The sequence below is a fragment of the Streptomyces sp. NPDC058576 genome (assembly GCF_042718715.1).
Taxonomy (GTDB): Bacteria; Actinomycetota; Actinomycetes; order Streptomycetales; family Streptomycetaceae; genus Streptomyces.
The window spans coordinates 27,094-43,419 of sequence record NZ_JBHXPF010000040.1; the positions used below are offsets into that span (position 1 = coordinate 27,094).

Below are 16,326 nucleotides of genomic sequence, written 5' to 3' on the forward strand. Positions count from 1 at the left end.
CCCCAGCGGCACACTGGGTGGTGTACCACTCCTCCCCCCCCTCATCCTATACGGCCAGCAAGGCGCGCCCCACCCCCCCCCGGGGGCCCCCCCCCGACGGAGACCCCAGCACAGCAGAGAACCGACTGCACGTAAGGGGAAGCTCATGACAGCGACGACCGACGGATCGACCGGGGCCGCGAAGCTCACCGGGGCCCCGGCCTACGATCCGACCGACACGAGAGATGCCGCGGACGACGTGACCGTGGCCGCGCGACGGGCCGCGGAACGCTCGGTGGAGCATCTTCTCGGCAGGCAGGACGAGCAGGGCTGGTGGAAGGGCGACCTCGCCACCAACGTCACGATGGACGCCGAGGACCTGCTCCTGCGCCAGTTCCTCTCCATCCAGGACCCCGAGACCACCCGCGCGTCCGCTCTCTTCATCCGCGGCGAACAACTCGGCGACGGCACCTGGAACACCTTCTACGGCGGACCCGGCGACCTCTCCGCCACGATCGAGGCGTACGTCGCCCTGCGGCTGGCCGGGGACCGCCCCGACGAACCGCACATGGCCCGCGCCTCCGGCTGGATCCGCGAGCAGGGCGGCATCGCGGCCGCCCGCGTCTTCACCCGCATCTGGCTGGCCCTCTTCGGCTGGTGGAAATGGGACGACCTCCCCGAACTGCCGCCCGAGCTGATGTTCTTCCCCAAGTGGGTCCCGCTCAACATCTACGACTTCGGCTGCTGGGCCCGGCAGACCATCGTGCCGCTCACCATCGTCTCCGCGAAGCGCCCTGTGCGCCCCGCGCCCTTCGCCCTCGACGAGCTGCACACCGACCCGGCACACCCCAACCCGCCCAGGAAGCTTGCCCCGCCCACCAGTTGGGACGGACTCTTCCAGCGCCTCGACAAAGGGCTGCACCTCTACCACAAGGTCGCCCCGCGCCCGCTGCGCCGCATCGCGATGAACGTGGCCGCCCGGTGGATCATCGAGCGCCAGGAGAACGACGGCTGCTGGGGCGGGATCCAGCCGCCCGCCGTCTACTCCGTCATCGCCCTGCACCTCCTCGGCTACGACCTCGACCACCCGGTGATGAAGGCCGGCCTGGCCTCGCTCGACCGGTTCGCCGTCCGGCGCGAGGACGGCGCCCGCATGATCGAGGCCTGCCAGTCGCCCGTCTGGGACACCTGCCTGGCCACCATCGCGCTCGCCGACGCCGGACTCAGACCCGACCACCCCGCCCTGGTGAAGGCCGCCGACTGGATGCTGGCCGAGGAGATCACCAGACCCGGTGACTGGTCGGTGCGAAAGCCTGAACTCGCACCTGGCGGCTGGGCGTTCGAGTTCCACAACGACAACTACCCGGACATCGACGACACCGCCGAAGTCGTCCTGGCGCTGCGCCGGGTGCGCCACCCCGACCCCGCCCGGATGGAAGCCGCCATCGCTCGCGGGGTCCGCTGGAACCTCGGGATGCAGTCCCGCAACGGGGCCTGGGGCGCGTTCGACGCCGACAACACCAGCCCCTTCCCCAACCGCCTCCCCTTCTGCGACTTCGGCGAGGTCATCGACCCGCCGTCGGCCGACGTCACCGGCCATGTCGTGGAGATGCTCGCCGTCGAGGGGCTCGCGAACCACCCCCGTACCCGCGAGGGCATCGAGTGGCTGCTCGCCGAACAGGAGGCGTGCGGGGCCTGGTTCGGCCGCTGGGGCGTCAACTACGTCTACGGCACCGGGTCCGTGGTGCCCGCCCTCGTCACCGCCGGCCTGCCCGCCGGACACCCCGCGATCCGCCGGGCCGTCACCTGGCTGGAGTCCGTCCAGAACGACGACGGCGGCTGGGGCGAGGACCTGCGCTCCTACCACGAGGAGAAGTGGATCGGGCACGGTGAGTCCACCGCCTCCCAGACCGCCTGGGCGCTGCTCGCCCTCCTCGCGGCGGGCCGCCGGGACACCGCCTCCGTCACCCGTGGCGTCACCTGGCTGACCGAGGCGCAGCAGGCCGACGGCTCCTGGGACGAGCCGTATTTCACCGGCACCGGCTTCCCCTGGGACTTCTCCATCAACTACCACCTCTACCGCCAGGTCTTCCCCCTCACCGCACTCGGGCGCTACGTGTACGGCGACCCGTTCGCGGACCGCCCGGACGCCGCCGAGGCGGCCTGATGGGCGATCCGCGAGGGCCCGGGAAACCGGTGACGCCGCTGCTGGTCGCCTGCGCCCTCGGCATCGAGCAGGTGGCCCTGCGCAGCGGCAGGGGCGCCCCGGGTCCGGTCCAGGTGCTGCGCACCGGGATGGGCCCCCGGGCGGCGGAGGCGGCCGTGGCGCGCCTCCTGGGCCCCGGCGGGGTCCCCGACGCCGCCGTGATCGCCTCCGGCTTCTGCGCCGGCCTCGCCCCGGGCATGCACCCCGGGGACCTCGTCGTCGCCGAGGAGACCCGGGATGTCGACGGCACGACCCCCTGCACGGGCACCGGCATCCTGGTCGCCGCCCTCTCCCGCGCCATCCCCGGCCGCACCGTCCACACCGGCCCGCTGACCGGCTCCGACCACGTCGTACGGGGGCCCGAGCGGGCCGCGCTGCGGGCGAGCGGGGCCATCGCGGTCGACATGGAGTCCGCCGCGACACTGCGTACCGCCCTGTGCCACGGACCCCGCCCGGTTGCGGCCGTCCGGGTGGTCGTGGACGCTCCAGAGCATGAGCTCGTCCGCATCGGCACGGTTCGCGGTGGAATATCGGCCTTCCGCGTTCTCCGCGCCGTCCTTCCGGCTTTCTACGAATGGCACCGATCTTTACTGCTCCCCAGGAGGTGAGCTAGATGGCCATGCCGCTCCGCCAGACCATCAAGGTTGCGACGTATCTCTTCGAACAGAAGCTCCGCAAGCGTGAGAAGTTCCCGCTGATCGTCGAGCTGGAGCCGTTGTTCGCCTGCAACCTCGCCTGCGAGGGATGCGGCAAGATCCAGCACCCGGCCGGTGTCCTGAAGCAGCGCATGCCGGTCGCCCAGGCGGTGGGCGCGGTGCTCGAATCCGGGGCCCCCATGGTGTCCATCGCCGGTGGCGAGCCGCTGATGCATCCGCAGATCGACGAGATCGTGCGCCAGCTCGTCGCGCGGAAGAAGTACGTCTTCCTCTGCACCAACGCGATGCTGATGCGGAAGAAGCTCGACAAGTTCACCCCGTCCCCGTACTTCGCCTTCGCCGTGCACATCGACGGACTGCGCGAGCGGCACGACGAGTCGGTCGCCAAGGAAGGCGTCTTCGACGAGGCCGTCGCCGCGATGAAGGAGGCCAAGGCGCGGGGCTTCCGCGTCACCACCAACTCCACCTTCTTCAACACCGACACCCCGCAGACCATCATCGAGGTCCTCAACTACCTCAACGACGACCTGCACGTCGACGAGATGATGATCTCGCCCGCCTACGCCTACGAGAAGGCCCCCGACCAGGAGCACTTCCTCGGCGTCGAGCAGACCCGCGAGCTGTTCAAGAAGGCCTTCGCGGGCGGCAACCGGGCCCGCTGGCGGCTCAACCACTCGCCGCTCTTCCTGGACTTCCTGGAGGGCAAGGCGGACTTCCCGTGCACCGCCTGGGCGATCCCGAACTACTCGCTCTTCGGCTGGCAGCGCCCCTGCTACCTGATGAACGACGGCTACGTACCGACGTACCGTCAGCTCATCGAGGAGACCGACTGGGACAAGTACGGCCGGGGCAAGGACCCGCGCTGCGCCAACTGCATGGCGCACTGCGGCTACGAGCCCACGGCGGTGCTCGCCACCATGGGATCGCTCAAGGAGTCGCTGCGCGCCGCGCGGGAGAGTGTGGGCGGCAACCGGTGACGGACGGCGGGCCGGGCGGCTTCGACCTGGGACGGCTCCTCGCCGAGCGCGGGGCCGAGCGGTACGAGCTGCATGCGCGTCATCTCAACCACCAGCTGCCGCGCATGCTGCACACCATCGGCTTCGACAAGGTCTACGAGCGGGCCGAGGGCGCGTACTTCTGGGACGCGGAGGGCAACGACTACCTCGACATGCTCGCCGGGTTCGGCGTGATGGGGATCGGCCGGCACCACCCGGTCGTCCGCAGGGCGCTGCACGACGTGCTCGACGCCCAGCTCGCCGACCTCACCCGCTTCGACTGCCAGCCGCTGCCCGGACTGCTGGCCGAGAAGCTGCTCACCCACAGCCCGCACCTGGACCGCGTCTTCTTCGGGAACAGCGGCACGGAGGCGGTCGAGACGGCGCTGAAGTTCGCCCGGTACGCCACGGGGAAGCCCAGGGTCCTCTACTGCGACCACGCCTTCCACGGGCTCACCACGGGCTCGCTGTCCGTCAACGGGGAGAGCGGCTTCCGCGACGGCTTCGCGCCGCTGCTCCCCGACACGGCCGTCCCGCTCGGCGACCTGGACGCACTGCGCCGCGAGCTGAAGCGGGGCGACGTCGCGGCCCTGGTCGTCGAGCCGATCCAGGGCAAGGGGGTGCACGCCGCGCCGCCGGGCTATCTGCGCCAGGCACAGGAACTGCTGCACCGGCACAAGGCGCTCCTGATCGCCGACGAGGTGCAGACCGGTCTGGGCCGGACCGGGGACTTCTACGCCTACCAGCACGAGGACGGTGTGGAGCCCGATCTGGTGTGCGTGGCCAAGGCGCTCTCCGGCGGCTATGTGCCCGTCGGCGCGACCCTCGGCAAGGACTGGATCTTCCGCAAGGTCTACTCCTCGATGGACCGGGTCCTCGTCCACTCCGCGAGCTTCGGCTCCAACGCCCAGGCGATGGCGGCCGGGCTCGCCGTCCTGACGGTGATGGAGGACGAGGAGACCGTCGCGAACGCCCGGCGCACCGGCGACCTGCTGCGCGAGCGGCTGGCGGCCCTGGTGGACCGCTACGAGCTGCTGCACGAGGTGCGTGGCCGCGGGCTGATGATCGGCATCGAGTTCGGCCGGCCGTCGTCGCTGAAACTCCGCAGCCGCTGGACCATGCTCCAGGCGGCCCGCAAGGGGCTCTTCGCCCAGATGGTCGTGGTGCCGCTGCTCCAGAAGCACCGGATTCTCACGCAGGTCTCCGGCGACCACCTGGAAGTGATCAAGCTCATCCCGCCGCTGGTCATCGGGGACGCGGAGGTGGACCGCTTCGTGACGGCGTTCACCGACGTCATGGAGGACGCGCACAGCGGCGGCGGCCTGATGTGGGACTTCGGCCGGACGCTGGTCAGACAGGCCGTGGCCAACCGCTGACGGACCCGGTTTGCCTCCGAGGCAAGTTATTTGCCTCGGAGGAAAGGTCCTGGCCCAATAGAGGCATGAACCCTCCGGACGAAGGGGTGCCGGACGAGCTCCCCGGCGTCGCACCCCGACTGCGCGACCTGCGCCGCGCCCGTGGTCTCACCCTGGAGACCGCCGCCGGCCGGGCCGGACTCTCCCCGGCCCATCTCTCCCGGCTGGAGACCGGCCGCAGGCAGCCCTCGCTGCCCATGCTGCTGGGGCTCGCCCGCATCTACGGTACGACGGTCTCCGAGCTGCTCGGCGAGCAGCCGCCCGAACGGGACGCGATCATCCGCGGCGGTGGCTTCGAGGGGGCGGAGGCCGACGGCTGGATGTACCGGCAGGCGGGTGGCTCCGGCCGCGCGATGCAGGCGCTGCGGGTGCGTGTCCCGTACGGGGCCCAGGGCGACCTGGTCCGGGTCCACCCCGGCGAGGAGTGGCTGTACGTTCTGGAGGGCCGGCTGCGGGTCGGCCTCGGCGACACCGTCCACGACCTCGAACCCGGCGACAGCGCCCACTTCGACTCCCTCACCCCGCACCGGATCGCGGCCGTCGACCGCTGCGGCGCGGAGCTGCTCTTCGTCCACTCCCTGCTGCAGAGCCCCGCCGCGGAGCTCTGTCTCGGCAGCGGCCTGCGCGTGCGCTGACCGGCCGTCCCCGCCGGCTCCATCCTTCGCTCCACCGGCCGCCAGGCCGACAGAGAGGACCGTCATGTCCGATTCCGAACACTATGACCCCCTGGGCCCCGGACGCCGCGCGAACGAGGACCCGCAGGAGAAGCGGATGCCGCGCGGAGTCGTCATCCGGCTCTTCGCCTACCTGGTGGCGGGCCACGTGATCGCGGCCTTCCTCTACCTGCTCTTCGTGGTGGCCGGGAGCAAGTGACGGCACTCCGCCGGAGGGGTCAGCCCTGGTCGAGCAGGCGCTCGCGCAGCCGCTCGCGGGTCTCGGGGGAGACCTTCAGTCCTTCGGACAGGTAGCGGTCCGTCGTTCCCCAGTTCTCCTCGATGGCTGTGAAGGCCGCCGCGAGGTAGGCGGGCCGCGCCCCGAAGAGCGGGTCCAGCAGCTCCATCACCTCGGGCGACATACCGGCCCGGGACGTGTCGGTGCGCTTCACCTTGTACCGGCGGTGGAGGTCGTTGGACTTGAGGTAGTCCTCCTCGATCGCCTCCGGCCGGACCCCGACCGCCAGCAGGGCGACCGCGATCGAGAGGCCGGCCCGGTCCTTGCCCGCCGCGCAGTGCATCAGCGCCGGGACGCTGTCCTCGGCCAGGGCGTGCAGGACGCGGCTGTGCTCGGCGGTGCGGTCCTCGATCGTCGCGCGGTACATCCGGATCATGCGGTCGACGCCCTTGCCGTCCGCGAGGACCGAGCGCAGCTGCTCGATGTTCCCGTCGCCCACCAGCCGCCAGAACTCCGCGCCGTCGGCCGGGTCCGAGAGCGGAATGCTGACATTGCGGACACCGGCCAGCTCGATGTCGTACCCGTCGAGCCGGTGGTCGGCGGAGTGGCGGAAGTCGAAGATCGTATGCAGTCCCAGCCCGCCGAGGAAGACCGCGTCCTCGGCGGTGGCGTGCGCCAGGTGGCCGCTGCGGTAGAGCCGTCCGAAGGCGGTGTGCCGCCCGTCCGTGGTGGGGAGCCCGCCCACGTCGCGGAAGTTGCGGACTCCGCTCAGCGCGGTCTCTGTCGGCGGGACCTGCGGCACCTGCTGCGTCACGGGGGCTCCTCTGTGATCTCTGGCGTCGGCGCGGCTCGCCGGCGAGGGCGCTCCCGTGACGATACGACATCGATTCGGCGGAAAATCATCACGGTTGCCTCCCCGGTGCGGAGTGCCGGGCGGTCCTGCCTGACGCGGCGTCAGGAGTGCCGCCCACAGCATGTCCGTATTGGTGCATTTCGCAGAACATGCCCCGCTAATGGGGGAGATGGTATTCCGGAGGTGAGCGGGATCATATCCGTGACGGTCCGTGGTGAGCGCGTCCCGAGGCATTCCCGTTGCCCGTACGGAAATCCAAGATCCGTAATCCACGGAGTGTGACCGGAAATCCGGAGCGATATCGAATCGATGATTCCGGCGCGCAACCGATGGCTTGTTCCGCCCGTCCTGACCGGTTTACGGTCACCGTCAATCCGGACGGATCGCCTAATCCTGCCGCCGCCCGGAATTCGCACCCACCCACTCACGTGTGGCAGGAGCGGGGGAACCAGGTAAGCCGCCGATCCGGAGTGATCCGGACCGGCTAGGGGTGAAGTCGCCGCAACGCGACCGGGCATCTCCAGCCCGAACCCGACAGCTCACCTCGCAGGCGCCGGAGAGGAACTTCCCCATGCCCGCAAAGGGTAAGCACCGTCGTCCCAAGTCCGGCCCGATCTCCCGCGGCGTCCTCGCCGCAGGTACCGGCGGCGCCGCACTCGCCCTCCCGCTCATCGGCGCCACCGCCGCGAACGCCGCGGACCAGGCCGCCCCGGCCGCGAAGCCGGCCGCCGCCTCGGTCGCCGCCGCGCACACCGCTCCGGCCGCCGCCCCCGCCGCGTCGAAGGCCGCCCCGAAGACGTACGCCGTCGTCTCCGGCGACTACCTGTCGAAGATCGCCGCCGAGCACCAGCTCAAGGGCGGGTGGGAGAAGCTCTACCAGGACAACCGCTCCACCGTCGGCGACGACCCCGGCCTGATCCACCCGGGCATGAAGCTGACCCTCGGCGCCAAGGGCTCCGCTCCGGCCGAGAAGTCCGCGGCCCCCAAGGCCGCCCCGAAGAAGGCCGAACCGGCCCCGAAGGCCGCGCCGAAGGAAGCCCCGAAGGGCGACACGATCTCCGCCGACGACTCCGAGGGCTCCGGCGACTCGGCTCAGACCGGCTCCTCCGAGGCCACCGGCTCCGGCTGGTCCGCCCCGCTGGCCAACGCCAACGTCACCACCCAGTACCGCGCTTCCGGCGCCAGCTGGTCCAGCGGCTACCACACCGGCTCGGACTTCCAGGCCGCCTCCGGCACCCCCGTCCTCGCCATCGGCCCGGGCACCGTGGTCTCGGCCGGCAACAGCGGCTCGTACGGCAACGAGGTCGTCATCCAGCACGAGGACGGCATGTACTCCCAGTACGCCCACCAGTCCTCGCTGAACGTCTCGGTCGGCCAGACCGTCACCGGCGGACAGCAGATAGGCCTCTCCGGCTCCACCGGCAACTCCACCGGCCCGCACCTCCACTTCGAGGTCCGCACCGGCCCGAGCTACGGCTCGGACGTCGACCCCGTCGCGTACCTCCGTCAGCACGGCGTCTCCGTCTGACCCAGCACGACGAGAAGTGTCCGAGGGGCGGTGCGCGGCGGCGTACCGCCCCTCTCTTTATTCCGGCTTTACCAAAAACTGACCGGGTGGTCTATCTCACCACCCGTCAACCCCGTATTACGGTCGCGTAGGTCACATCGAACGATGCAGGATACGTGGTTGTGGCAGACGATTCGAGAAACAACCAGCAGCACATCATCGGGTCGTACGCGGCGATTGGCGACAGTTTCACCGAGGGCGTCGGCGACCCCGGCCCCGGCGGGACCTATCTCGGCTGGGCGGACCGCTTCGCGGTGCTCCTCGCCGACCGGCTCCCGGCCCCCGACGGGGCGACCGGCCCCGAGTACTCACCCCACGGGGACTTCCGCTACGCCAATCTCGCCGTACGAGGACGTCTCCTCGACCAGATCGTCGAGGAGCAGATCCCGCGCGCCAAGGAACTGGCTCCCGACCTGGTCAGCTTCTGCGCGGGCGGCAACGACATCATCCGGCCCGGCACCGACCCCGACGATCTCGCCGAACGCTTCGAGCGGGCCGTCGCCGACCTGAGCAACGCCGTCGGCACGGTCATGGTCACCACCGGCTTCGACACCCGGGGCGTTCCGGTGCTGCGCCACATGCGCGGCAAGATCGCCACGTACAACGTCCATCTGCGGGCCATCGCCGACCGCTACCGGTGCCCCGTGCTGGACCTGTGGTCGCTGCGGTCCGTCCAGGACCGGCGCGCGTGGGACGCCGACCGGCTGCACCTGTCGCCCGAGGGCCACACCCGGGTCGCGCTGCGCGCCGCCCAGGTCCTCGGCCACGACGTGCCCGCCGACCCGGACCAGCCCTGGCCGCCGCAGGCCCTGCGCCGTCCCTTCGACGAGCGGCGCGACAACATCCAGTGGGCCCGCGAATACCTGGTGCCCTGGATCGGCCGGCGGCTGCGCGGCGAGTCCTCCGGGGACCACGTCGCGGCGAAGCGCCCGGACCTGCTGCCGCTCTAGCGGGCCCCTCAGGGCTCCAGCAGCGGAAGCGCACGCCGGGACGGGTTCGGCACGACGAGCCCGTCCGGCGGCGTGCCCGTGCCGTACCCGGCGGGTATCCGCTCCAGGACGCCGCCCGCGAACACGTCGTACAGCGGCAGCGACTCCAGATGCACATAGCCGATGTGGCAGTCGCAGACGGCGAGCGGACAGGCCCGCGGGCCGAGCGCCCGGCGGTAGCTGCCGTCGTAGAGATTGCCCAGCTCCGCCGTGACGAAGTGACAGCGCCGCACCGTGCCGTCCCCGTCGACCGAGATCACCGACTCGCCCGTCCGGCAGGGCAGCCCCGCCGAGCGGTGGGGGTCACGGCTGTAGGGGAACAGCGGATCCAGCTCCGTCCACCGCGCCGCCTCCTCGTCGGTGTACGTGTGCCCCTCGGCGGCGTTCACCCAGAGATAGACCTCGCCCGGCAGCGCCGCCCGCAGCCGCCGCGCCTCGTCGAGGTGCTCGTCGAACCCCACCACGCCCACGCTGTAGCGGATCCCCCTCGCGGACAGCTCCCGGCACTTGCCCAGGAACCGCTCGTACGGGGTCTGCCCCGGGTGGTAGGTGCACCAGAGCGCGATCCGCTCCGGATCGGCGTCGGCCAGCCAGTCGGTGCGGCCGCTCAGGTTCGTCTGGATCGCGACCCGGCCGATGTGCGGCAGCCGCGACAGCTCGGTCAGCGCCCGCCGGTACCAGGAGCGCACCAGCCCCTCGCCCCACGGCGTGAACAGCACGGACAGCCGGTCGCCGCTCTGCGCCGCGGCCCAGCCGGTGAAGCGCTCCAGCGCCTCCCGGTCCGCCGTGAGCTGCGCGCGGCTGTCCCGCCGCTTCGCGAACGGGCAGTAGGGGCAGTCGTAGTCGCAGGAGGCGAGCGGGCCCCGGTAGAGGATCGTCAGGTCCACGGCCCGGTCACTTCCGCTCGTACGCGGCCATCGCCGCCCGCACCCCGGGGGAGAACAGCGCGGGCCCCAGCGCGTCGGAGTGGGCGAGACCCGACGGGGACAGCCGCAGCAGCCCCGCCGGGGCCGACGCGTCCAGCCAGCCCCGGGCCGCGAACCCCGCCAGCTCGGCCGGGAAGTCCCCGTTCGGATCCGTGCCGAACCGGGCCCGGTACTCCGCCACCGGCAGCCCCGCCGCCTGGAGCAGCGACTGCAGCAGATGCCGCCGGCGCGCCTCGTCCGCGTCGACGTACCGGCCGACCTCGGCCCGGGAGAAGTCCTCGGTCCCGGTGAAACGGTCGATGATCGACCGGATCTCCCGCATGTCCACCGCGTAGTCGAAGGAGTAGTGCAGGGCCGACGTGTACGAACGCGCCCCGCAGCCCAGGCCGATCATGCCGTCGGTCTGGCAGGCGTAGTCCTCGGGGCCCTCCTGCTCGCGCGGGGCGTCGGTCCGCCGGAACATCCGCATCGACACCTGCTCGTAGCCGTGGGCCAGCAGATGGTCGCGTCCCACCGCGTACAACCGCAGCCGCTGCTCGTCCCAGGCGGCCTCCTCCGGGGACTCCGTCTCCGCCCGCGCCCGCTCACCGGCCGCCGCGCCGAGGCGGTGCAGGCCGGTGAGCGGGCGCACATACAGCGGATACAGATACAGCTCCTCCGGCCGCCAGGCCAGCGCCGCGTCCAGCGAGGCGAGCCAACTGCGCTCGGTCTGACCGTCGATGCCGTAGATCAGGTCGATGTTGAGCACCGGGATCCGGGCCTCGCGGATCCGGCCGAGCGCCGCTTCCACGTCGGCGCGGCGCTGCGGACGGACGGCCGCCCGGGCCTCCTCGTCCACGAAGCTCTGCACGCCGATGCTGATCCTGGTCGTGCCCCGGTCGGCCAGCACCGCCAGCCGGTCCGCCGTCGCCGTGGACGGCGAGGTCTCCACGGACAACGGCACCGACCGCAGGTCGGCGCCCATCCGCTTCTCCGCTGTGTCGCAGAGCCGCTCCAACTCCCCGGCGGTCAGGAACGTCGGCGTCCCACCGCCGAACGCCGCCGCCGCGAACCGCACCGGCTCCGCGTCGCCCAGCGCCTCCCGCACGGCTCCTGCCTGCCGCTCCAGCGCGTCCAGATAGCGCGTCGTCAGCTCCTCGGGCGCGCCGATCCGGGTGAAGAGGTTGCAGAAGCCGCAGCGGACCTCGCAGAACGGTATGTGGAGATAGAGGGAGAGCGCCTCCTTCGGCTCCGCCGCCCACAGCGAGCGCAGGGCCGGGCGGTCCTCCAGCGGCCGGTAGGCCGTCTTGTGCGGATAGGCGTAGACGTAACTCTCGTACGGCCGGACGGCGGCCAGCGCGGGAGGGCTGGTGGTGAGCGTCATCGGGCGGCCCCCGGTTCGAGCGGTACGGATGGGATCGGTGCGGGCGGTTCGAGGAAGAAATGGGCGTACGGGACGGTCCAGACGGCCGGGTGGCCGAGCCGGTGACCGGTGTAGCCGTCGTCGCCGTAGGCGGTGCCGTGGTCGGAGCAGACGACGGCGAAGCACCGGCGGCGGCTGCTCGCGGCGGCGAAGAGCCGGCCGATGTGCCGGTCCACGTACTCCAGGGCCGCCGCGTGCGTGGCCCGGGAGTCGCCTGCCGCGCGGGTCGCCCCGGGGAGATGGAACCAGTTCGGCTGATGCAGGGCGGACACGTTGACGAAGAGGAACAGCCGCTGCTCCTGGGGGAGGGCCGCGACGACCTCCTCCGCCCTGGCCACCTGCTCCTCGAACGAGGTGGGGGAGGCGACGCCGAAGCCGGGCTCCCAGTGGCTCTCCTGGAACATTCCGGGCAGCACCGAACCGAGCGCCCCCTGACGGTTGAAGAAGCCGACCCCGCCGACGCACACCGTGCGGTAGCCCTCGGCGGCCAGCCCCGACACCAGATCCGGGGTGTCGAACACGAACGTGCCGTCCGCCGTCGTCTCACTGCCCGCGAACCGCGCCGCGAACAGCCGGGGATGCGGCCCCGGAGAGGCGGGCGTCGGCAGGAACCCGGCGAACATCGCCTGGTGCGAGGCGTAGGTGAAGCTGCCCGGAGCGTGCCGCTCCTCCCAGCCGCCGGCGGGCAGATGCCGGGCGAGGTTGGGGATGCGCCCGGCCGCCGCCAGTTCGACGGCGACATCGTGGCGCAGGGTGTCCAGGGTGACCAGCAGCAGATCGTGGCTGCCCACGACCTCGCCCATGTCGGGCCTGCCGGGACTGTCGGGCGCGGTGGGCGCGGTGGGCCCGGGGGAGGCGGCGGGGTCAGGAAGCGGTGACGGCACGGTGGTTCCTTGCTCGGTCCAGTACGGCGGCGACCTGCGCCGCATAGGTGTCCAGCCCCTCGGCGCCGCTGCCCGGCAGACCGGTCAGTCCGGGCAGCAGATCGCCGAAGGCGTTGACCTCGCCGACGGCGAAGCGCCGCCAGCCGGCCGTGGGCAGGAGGTCGACGCCCACACAGGGCGTCCCGGGGAAGCAGGCCGCCGCCCGCTCGCACATCGCCAGCGCCTCGCGCCAGCAGCCGCCCGCCGCCGCCACGGCGCGCCGGACCTCGTCGAGGTCACCGCGCGCGCCGCCGAGATGCAGATTGGTCATGGGGCTCAGGCTCGTCCGCACCACGGCGTGCGTCGCCCGGCCGCCGACCACCACGATCCGCAGATCCGCGGCCCGCCCCCGCTGGGACGCCTTCGGCAGCCAGCGTTCGATGTGCAGCCCGTCCGGGGCCAGCGCGTCCACGACCGCGCCGACCTCCGCCTCCGAGGTGTAGCGCCTGATCCGCAGCGAGTTGAACAGCCGCCCCGACGCGTCCCGTTCCACCGAGGTGCTCGCCCGCACCCGCCCGGGGCCCGCCGTCTCCACCGCCAGCACCCCGGAGGCGGAGGAACCGTGCGCGAGCTTCACGAACGCCCGGGGCATCCGGTGCTCGCGCAGCGACTCCCGCACGTCCGACCAGCCGCGCACCGGGGCCGCCCCCGGTCCGGACGTCGGCGAAGGCGGCACGGGGACGCCCGCCCGGTCGAGGAGCCCGTGGCACAGCCGCTTGTCGAAGAGCACGGCGATGTCGGCGGGGGAGCCCAGCACCTCGGCGCCCGCCTTGGACGCCGCGCTCGCCACCGCCTCCACCGCCGCGGTGAAGTGCGCGTACCACCGGGCCGAACCCTCCACCCGGGTCGGGTCGTCGACCCCGCGCAACAGCCGCTCCACCGCGGCGTCCTCGCCGGGCGAATCGATCCGTACGCTCTCGCCGGCATGGAACGCCGCCTCGCCGCGCAGCACCTGGAGCCAGGACACGACCCGGACCGGCGGCAGGCCGGCGGCCCGTGCGGCCTCCTCGAAGAAGGCGACCCGGCGGTTGTCCGGATTGCCGACGACCACGAAGCGCGGCGCCGGGCCGGCCCCGGCGCTACTCGCTGACCGCGACATAGCGTTCCGGTTCGTCGTCCGGGTCCCCGTAGTCCTCCTCGGCCTCGCCGGCCTCGACGACGGCCGGGGCACACGCGGCCCTGATGCGGTCCAGCACCGGGTCGCTGAGGAAGTGGTGGCGCAGGTCGAGCGTGGACAGGTGGCTCAGGGGCTGACCGTTGACCAGGGCCTCGCCGCCCGTGTCGCTCAGGGTCCCCATCGACAACGCCAGGGACTCCAACTGGGCGACGACGGCGGCCGATCCCACCGCGGCGGCGATCTCGTCCTGGATCTCGCTGTTCTGCAGCCCCAGGTGGCGCAGCCGGGGGAACACGCCGCCCGACAGGACCGGCCGGAGGTCGTCGACCGTGGCGTCGCCCCCGTACCAGGAACTGCCGAACCACAGATCCAGCCGCTCCAGCGCGGGCAGTTCGCTAGCGGCGACCGCCCGCACCAGCTCGCCGGGCAGACCGCCGGACTCGAAACGCAGCGTCTTCAGCGCCGCGTGGCGCAGCGGACGCAGTCCGAGCCCCTCCTGACCGCAGCCGCGCACGCCGAACTCCTCCAGCGCCGGCAGCGCTTCGAGCACCGGGGTGACATCGCACATCTTCAGCCAGGACACCTCGCACTCCTCGCCCACCACATCGGCGAGGAAGAGCGCGCGCAGCGCCGGGAAGCGGTCGGCGTGGGCGACGATCAGCTCCATCACCGGGGCGAAGGGCGTGTAATCGTCCTCCCACCAGGGGCCGATGACGAGCGCCCGGACCCGGGTCGTGTCCACCGTCTCCAGGAACCGCTCCCAGAGAACGGCGAAGCCGGCCTCCTCGTCGTAGTCGTACACCAGCCGCCAGGCGACGGAGTCGGCGGCGGGCAGGGCGACGGACGACGGCTCCGGGGTGTGGACCGGCAGCCCGTGGAAGTGGTCGAGACGCTCAATGCCGAGATACGTCATGGCGCCTACTCCGATACGGCGGTGTAGCGGCCCTCGGCGCCCCGGTCGCCCCATGGCTCGCACTTCTCGGAGAGATCGACGCGCACGCCGTGCGGCTCCAGGGCGGAACGCACCCGCTCCTCCATCGCCCCGGTCAGGAAGTGGTGGTGCAGATCCAGGACTTCCAGGTGGGTCAGCGGCTGTCCTTCGAGCAGGGCGGCCGCCCCCTCGTCGCCCAGCGTCCCGTTCGACAGGTCGAGAACCCGCAGCTGGGCCACGACCGGAGCCGAGGCGATGGCGGCGGCGATCTCGTTCTGGATCTCGCTGTTGCGCAGGCCCAGCCGGCTCAGCCGGGGGAAACGGGTGCCGGACAGCAGCGGGGCGAGGTCGGCGACATCGGTGTTCCCCTCGTAGGCGGACACTCCGAGCCAGAGGTCCAGCCGCTCCAGCGCGGGCAGTTCGCTGTCCAGAATCCCGCGCACCACCTCGACCGGCAGCCCGCCCGCCTGGACGGTCAGCGACCGCAGCCGCTCGTGCTTCGTCGGCGGGAACACCAGATCCGTCCCGCCGCGCACTCCGAGCTCCGTCAGCGCAGGGAAGGCGGCGAGCAACGCCGTCACGTCCGACTGCTCGATCCAGGTGATCTCGGCCTCCTCCGCCTCCAGATCACCGACGAACACCGCCTCCAAGGAGGTCAGCCGGTCGGCGGCGGCGATCACCAGGTCGATCGGCACGGAGGACTTCTCCTCGTACGCCTCGCCCCACTGACCGATGATCAGGGCCCGGACCCGGGCCGGATCGACCGTGTCCAGGAAGAGGGCGAACTCCTCCGCCCAGGAGCGGTCCCCGTCGTCGTCGCCGCCGTACGGATCGGCGGAGACGCGCCAGGCCACGGCGTCCGGGGAGGGCCGGGAGCCCTCGTCGGTCGAGTGCCGGAAGTCGACGGCCGAAAGGCCGCCGAACTCGTGCAGATGCTGCGCACCGTACATGGCCCTGAACTCCTGATCCTGGGGACGGCTGATGTCCGCTAGGTGTATCAAGCCGCACTGACAACGCCGCGACCGGGACCCGTTCACGGCGGCCGCGAGGGTCCGTTGTCAGACCCTGCCCTTAGCGTTTTTCCCGTGGCCGGCACAGCGGGTGCCGCGACCGAGGGGAGACGTCTGTGTACCGGCAGGGAGATGTACTGATCATGGAGCTGGAGGAGTCGGCGGTGCCCGCCCCCTTCCTGGAGGCCCCGGGCGAACTGCGCGACGGGCGGGGGCGGCTGGTGCTCGCGCTGGGCGAGGTCACCGGACACGCGCACGCCGTGCAGGGCCCCGGCCGGCTGATCCGGGAAGCCGGACAGTTCGGCCCGATGCTGCTCCATCTCCCCGAGGGCGGGCGGGTGGTGCACGAGGAGCACGCGGTGATCCCGCTCCCCAAGGGCTGGTTCCGCGTCGTGCGCCAGCGGGAGTACGCACCGGGCGCCATCCGCATCGTGGCGGACTGACCGCTCCGCCATGCCGGAGCAAG

16 protein-coding genes and 1 riboswitch are annotated in these 16,326 nt (G+C 71.9%); of the genes, 9 read left to right on the top strand and 7 right to left on the bottom strand.

Annotated features, from left to right (window positions below; translation table 11 throughout):
- Positions 1 to 145: 145 nt before the first annotated feature.
- The 6 genes from shc to ACFWRV_RS25110 all read left to right on the top strand — a co-directional run bounded on the left by shc (position 146) and on the right by ACFWRV_RS25110 (position 6,124).
- Complete coding sequence (shc, locus tag ACFWRV_RS25085) at positions 146 to 2,146, top strand: squalene--hopene cyclase (protein WP_384337989.1); 2,001 nt, start codon at positions 146 to 148, stop codon at positions 2,144 to 2,146.
- On the top strand, positions 2,146 to 2,793 hold the full coding sequence (locus ACFWRV_RS25090; RefSeq protein WP_384337990.1) for a 1-hydroxy-2-methyl-2-butenyl 4-diphosphate reductase: 648 nt from the start codon (positions 2,146 to 2,148) through the stop codon (positions 2,791 to 2,793). The genes shc and ACFWRV_RS25090 overlap by 1 nt, the downstream gene beginning before the upstream one ends.
- 5 nt (positions 2,794 to 2,798) lie before the next feature.
- Complete coding sequence (gene hpnH / locus ACFWRV_RS25095) at positions 2,799 to 3,818, top strand: adenosyl-hopene transferase HpnH (protein ID WP_384337991.1); 1,020 nt, start codon at positions 2,799 to 2,801, stop codon at positions 3,816 to 3,818.
- Complete coding sequence (locus ACFWRV_RS25100; RefSeq protein ID WP_384337992.1) at positions 3,815 to 5,212, top strand: aspartate aminotransferase family protein; 1,398 nt, start codon at positions 3,815 to 3,817, stop codon at positions 5,210 to 5,212. Before hpnH ends, ACFWRV_RS25100 begins: the two co-directional genes overlap by 4 nt.
- A 65-nt stretch (positions 5,213 to 5,277) precedes the next feature.
- Entirely contained in the window at positions 5,278 to 5,886 is a 609-nt protein-coding gene (locus ACFWRV_RS25105; protein ID WP_384337993.1) for a helix-turn-helix domain-containing protein, read from the top strand.
- A gap of 64 nt (positions 5,887 to 5,950) precedes the next feature.
- Positions 5,951 to 6,124 carry a DUF6126 family protein gene (locus ACFWRV_RS25110; protein WP_384337994.1) on the top strand — a complete coding sequence of 58 codons (174 nt, stop codon included), beginning with the start codon at positions 5,951 to 5,953 and terminating at the stop codon, positions 6,122 to 6,124.
- Positions 6,125 to 6,143: 19 nt separating this feature from the next.
- On the opposite strand, the gene ACFWRV_RS25115 is transcribed toward ACFWRV_RS25110, so the two are convergent.
- On the bottom strand, positions 6,144 to 6,956 hold the full coding sequence (locus tag ACFWRV_RS25115; protein ID WP_384337995.1) for a tyrosine-protein phosphatase: 813 nt from the start codon (positions 6,954 to 6,956) through the stop codon (positions 6,144 to 6,146).
- A 446-nt stretch (positions 6,957 to 7,402) separates the two neighbouring features.
- A riboswitch (cyclic di-AMP (ydaO/yuaA leader) is annotated at positions 7,403 to 7,563 on the top strand.
- Positions 7,564 to 7,566: 3 nt separating this feature from the next.
- On the opposite strand from ACFWRV_RS25115, the gene ACFWRV_RS25120 reads away from it, so the two are divergent.
- Both ACFWRV_RS25120 and ACFWRV_RS25125 read left to right on the top strand, forming a co-directional pair.
- Entirely contained in the window at positions 7,567 to 8,523 is a 957-nt protein-coding gene (locus ACFWRV_RS25120; RefSeq protein WP_384337996.1) for a peptidoglycan DD-metalloendopeptidase family protein, read from the top strand.
- 161 nt (positions 8,524 to 8,684) lie between these two features.
- Positions 8,685 to 9,512, top strand: a complete 828-nt coding sequence (locus ACFWRV_RS25125; RefSeq protein WP_384337997.1) for an SGNH/GDSL hydrolase family protein — start codon at positions 8,685 to 8,687, stop codon at positions 9,510 to 9,512.
- An 8-nt stretch (positions 9,513 to 9,520) separates the two neighbouring features.
- On the opposite strand, the gene ACFWRV_RS25130 is transcribed toward ACFWRV_RS25125, so the two are convergent.
- From ACFWRV_RS25130 to ACFWRV_RS25155, 6 genes are all read right to left on the bottom strand, one after another.
- Complete coding sequence (locus ACFWRV_RS25130) at positions 9,521 to 10,438, bottom strand: STM4011 family radical SAM protein (protein ID WP_384337998.1); 918 nt, start codon at positions 10,436 to 10,438, stop codon at positions 9,521 to 9,523.
- Positions 10,439 to 10,445: 7 nt separating this feature from the next.
- A complete protein-coding gene (locus tag ACFWRV_RS25135; RefSeq protein WP_384337999.1) occupies positions 10,446 to 11,840 on the bottom strand; it encodes an STM4012 family radical SAM protein in 1,395 nt (464 codons plus the stop codon).
- Entirely contained in the window at positions 11,837 to 12,682 is an 846-nt protein-coding gene (locus tag ACFWRV_RS25140) for an STM4013/SEN3800 family hydrolase (RefSeq protein ID WP_384338027.1), read from the bottom strand. Before ACFWRV_RS25140 ends, ACFWRV_RS25135 begins: the two co-directional genes overlap by 4 nt.
- Positions 12,683 to 12,743: 61 nt before the next feature.
- A complete protein-coding gene (locus ACFWRV_RS25145; protein ID WP_384338000.1) occupies positions 12,744 to 13,901 on the bottom strand; it encodes an STM4014 family protein in 1,158 nt (385 codons plus the stop codon).
- On the bottom strand, positions 13,882 to 14,832 hold the full coding sequence (locus ACFWRV_RS25150; protein ID WP_384338001.1) for an STM4015 family protein: 951 nt from the start codon (positions 14,830 to 14,832) through the stop codon (positions 13,882 to 13,884). The genes ACFWRV_RS25145 and ACFWRV_RS25150 overlap by 20 nt, the downstream gene beginning before the upstream one ends.
- A 5-nt stretch (positions 14,833 to 14,837) precedes the next feature.
- Complete coding sequence (locus ACFWRV_RS25155; RefSeq protein ID WP_384338002.1) at positions 14,838 to 15,800, bottom strand: STM4015 family protein; 963 nt, start codon at positions 15,798 to 15,800, stop codon at positions 14,838 to 14,840.
- 176 nt (positions 15,801 to 15,976) lie between these two features.
- Between ACFWRV_RS25155 and ACFWRV_RS25160 the strand changes: the two genes are divergently transcribed.
- A complete protein-coding gene (locus tag ACFWRV_RS25160; protein ID WP_007449868.1) occupies positions 15,977 to 16,303 on the top strand; it encodes a hypothetical protein in 327 nt (108 codons plus the stop codon).
- Positions 16,304 to 16,326 lie beyond the last annotated feature (23 nt).

Bases quoted from the DNA above. Each gene is read 5' to 3' on its own strand.
- shc (WP_384337989.1), top strand. From the start codon at position 146: ATGACAGCGACGACCGACGGATCGACCGGGGCCGCGAAGCTCACCGGG.
- ACFWRV_RS25090 (WP_384337990.1), top strand. From the start codon at position 2,146: ATGGGCGATCCGCGAGGGCCCGGGAAACCGGTGACGCCGCTGCTGGTC.
- hpnH (WP_384337991.1), top strand. From the start codon at position 2,799: ATGGCCATGCCGCTCCGCCAGACCATCAAGGTTGCGACGTATCTCTTC.
- ACFWRV_RS25105 (WP_384337993.1), top strand. From the start codon at position 5,278: ATGAACCCTCCGGACGAAGGGGTGCCGGACGAGCTCCCCGGCGTCGCA.
- ACFWRV_RS25110 (WP_384337994.1), top strand. From the start codon at position 5,951: ATGTCCGATTCCGAACACTATGACCCCCTGGGCCCCGGACGCCGCGCG.
- ACFWRV_RS25120 (WP_384337996.1), top strand. From the start codon at position 7,567: ATGCCCGCAAAGGGTAAGCACCGTCGTCCCAAGTCCGGCCCGATCTCC.
- ACFWRV_RS25135 (WP_384337999.1), bottom strand. From the start codon at position 11,840: ATGACGCTCACCACCAGCCCTCCCGCGCTGGCCGCCGTCCGGCCGTAC.
- ACFWRV_RS25140 (WP_384338027.1), bottom strand. From the start codon at position 12,682: ATGGGCGAGGTCGTGGGCAGCCACGATCTGCTGCTGGTCACCCTGGAC.
- ACFWRV_RS25145 (WP_384338000.1), bottom strand. From the start codon at position 13,901: ATGTCGCGGTCAGCGAGTAGCGCCGGGGCCGGCCCGGCGCCGCGCTTC.
- ACFWRV_RS25150 (WP_384338001.1), bottom strand. From the start codon at position 14,832: ATGACGTATCTCGGCATTGAGCGTCTCGACCACTTCCACGGGCTGCCG.
- ACFWRV_RS25155 (WP_384338002.1), bottom strand. From the start codon at position 15,800: ATGTACGGTGCGCAGCATCTGCACGAGTTCGGCGGCCTTTCGGCCGTC.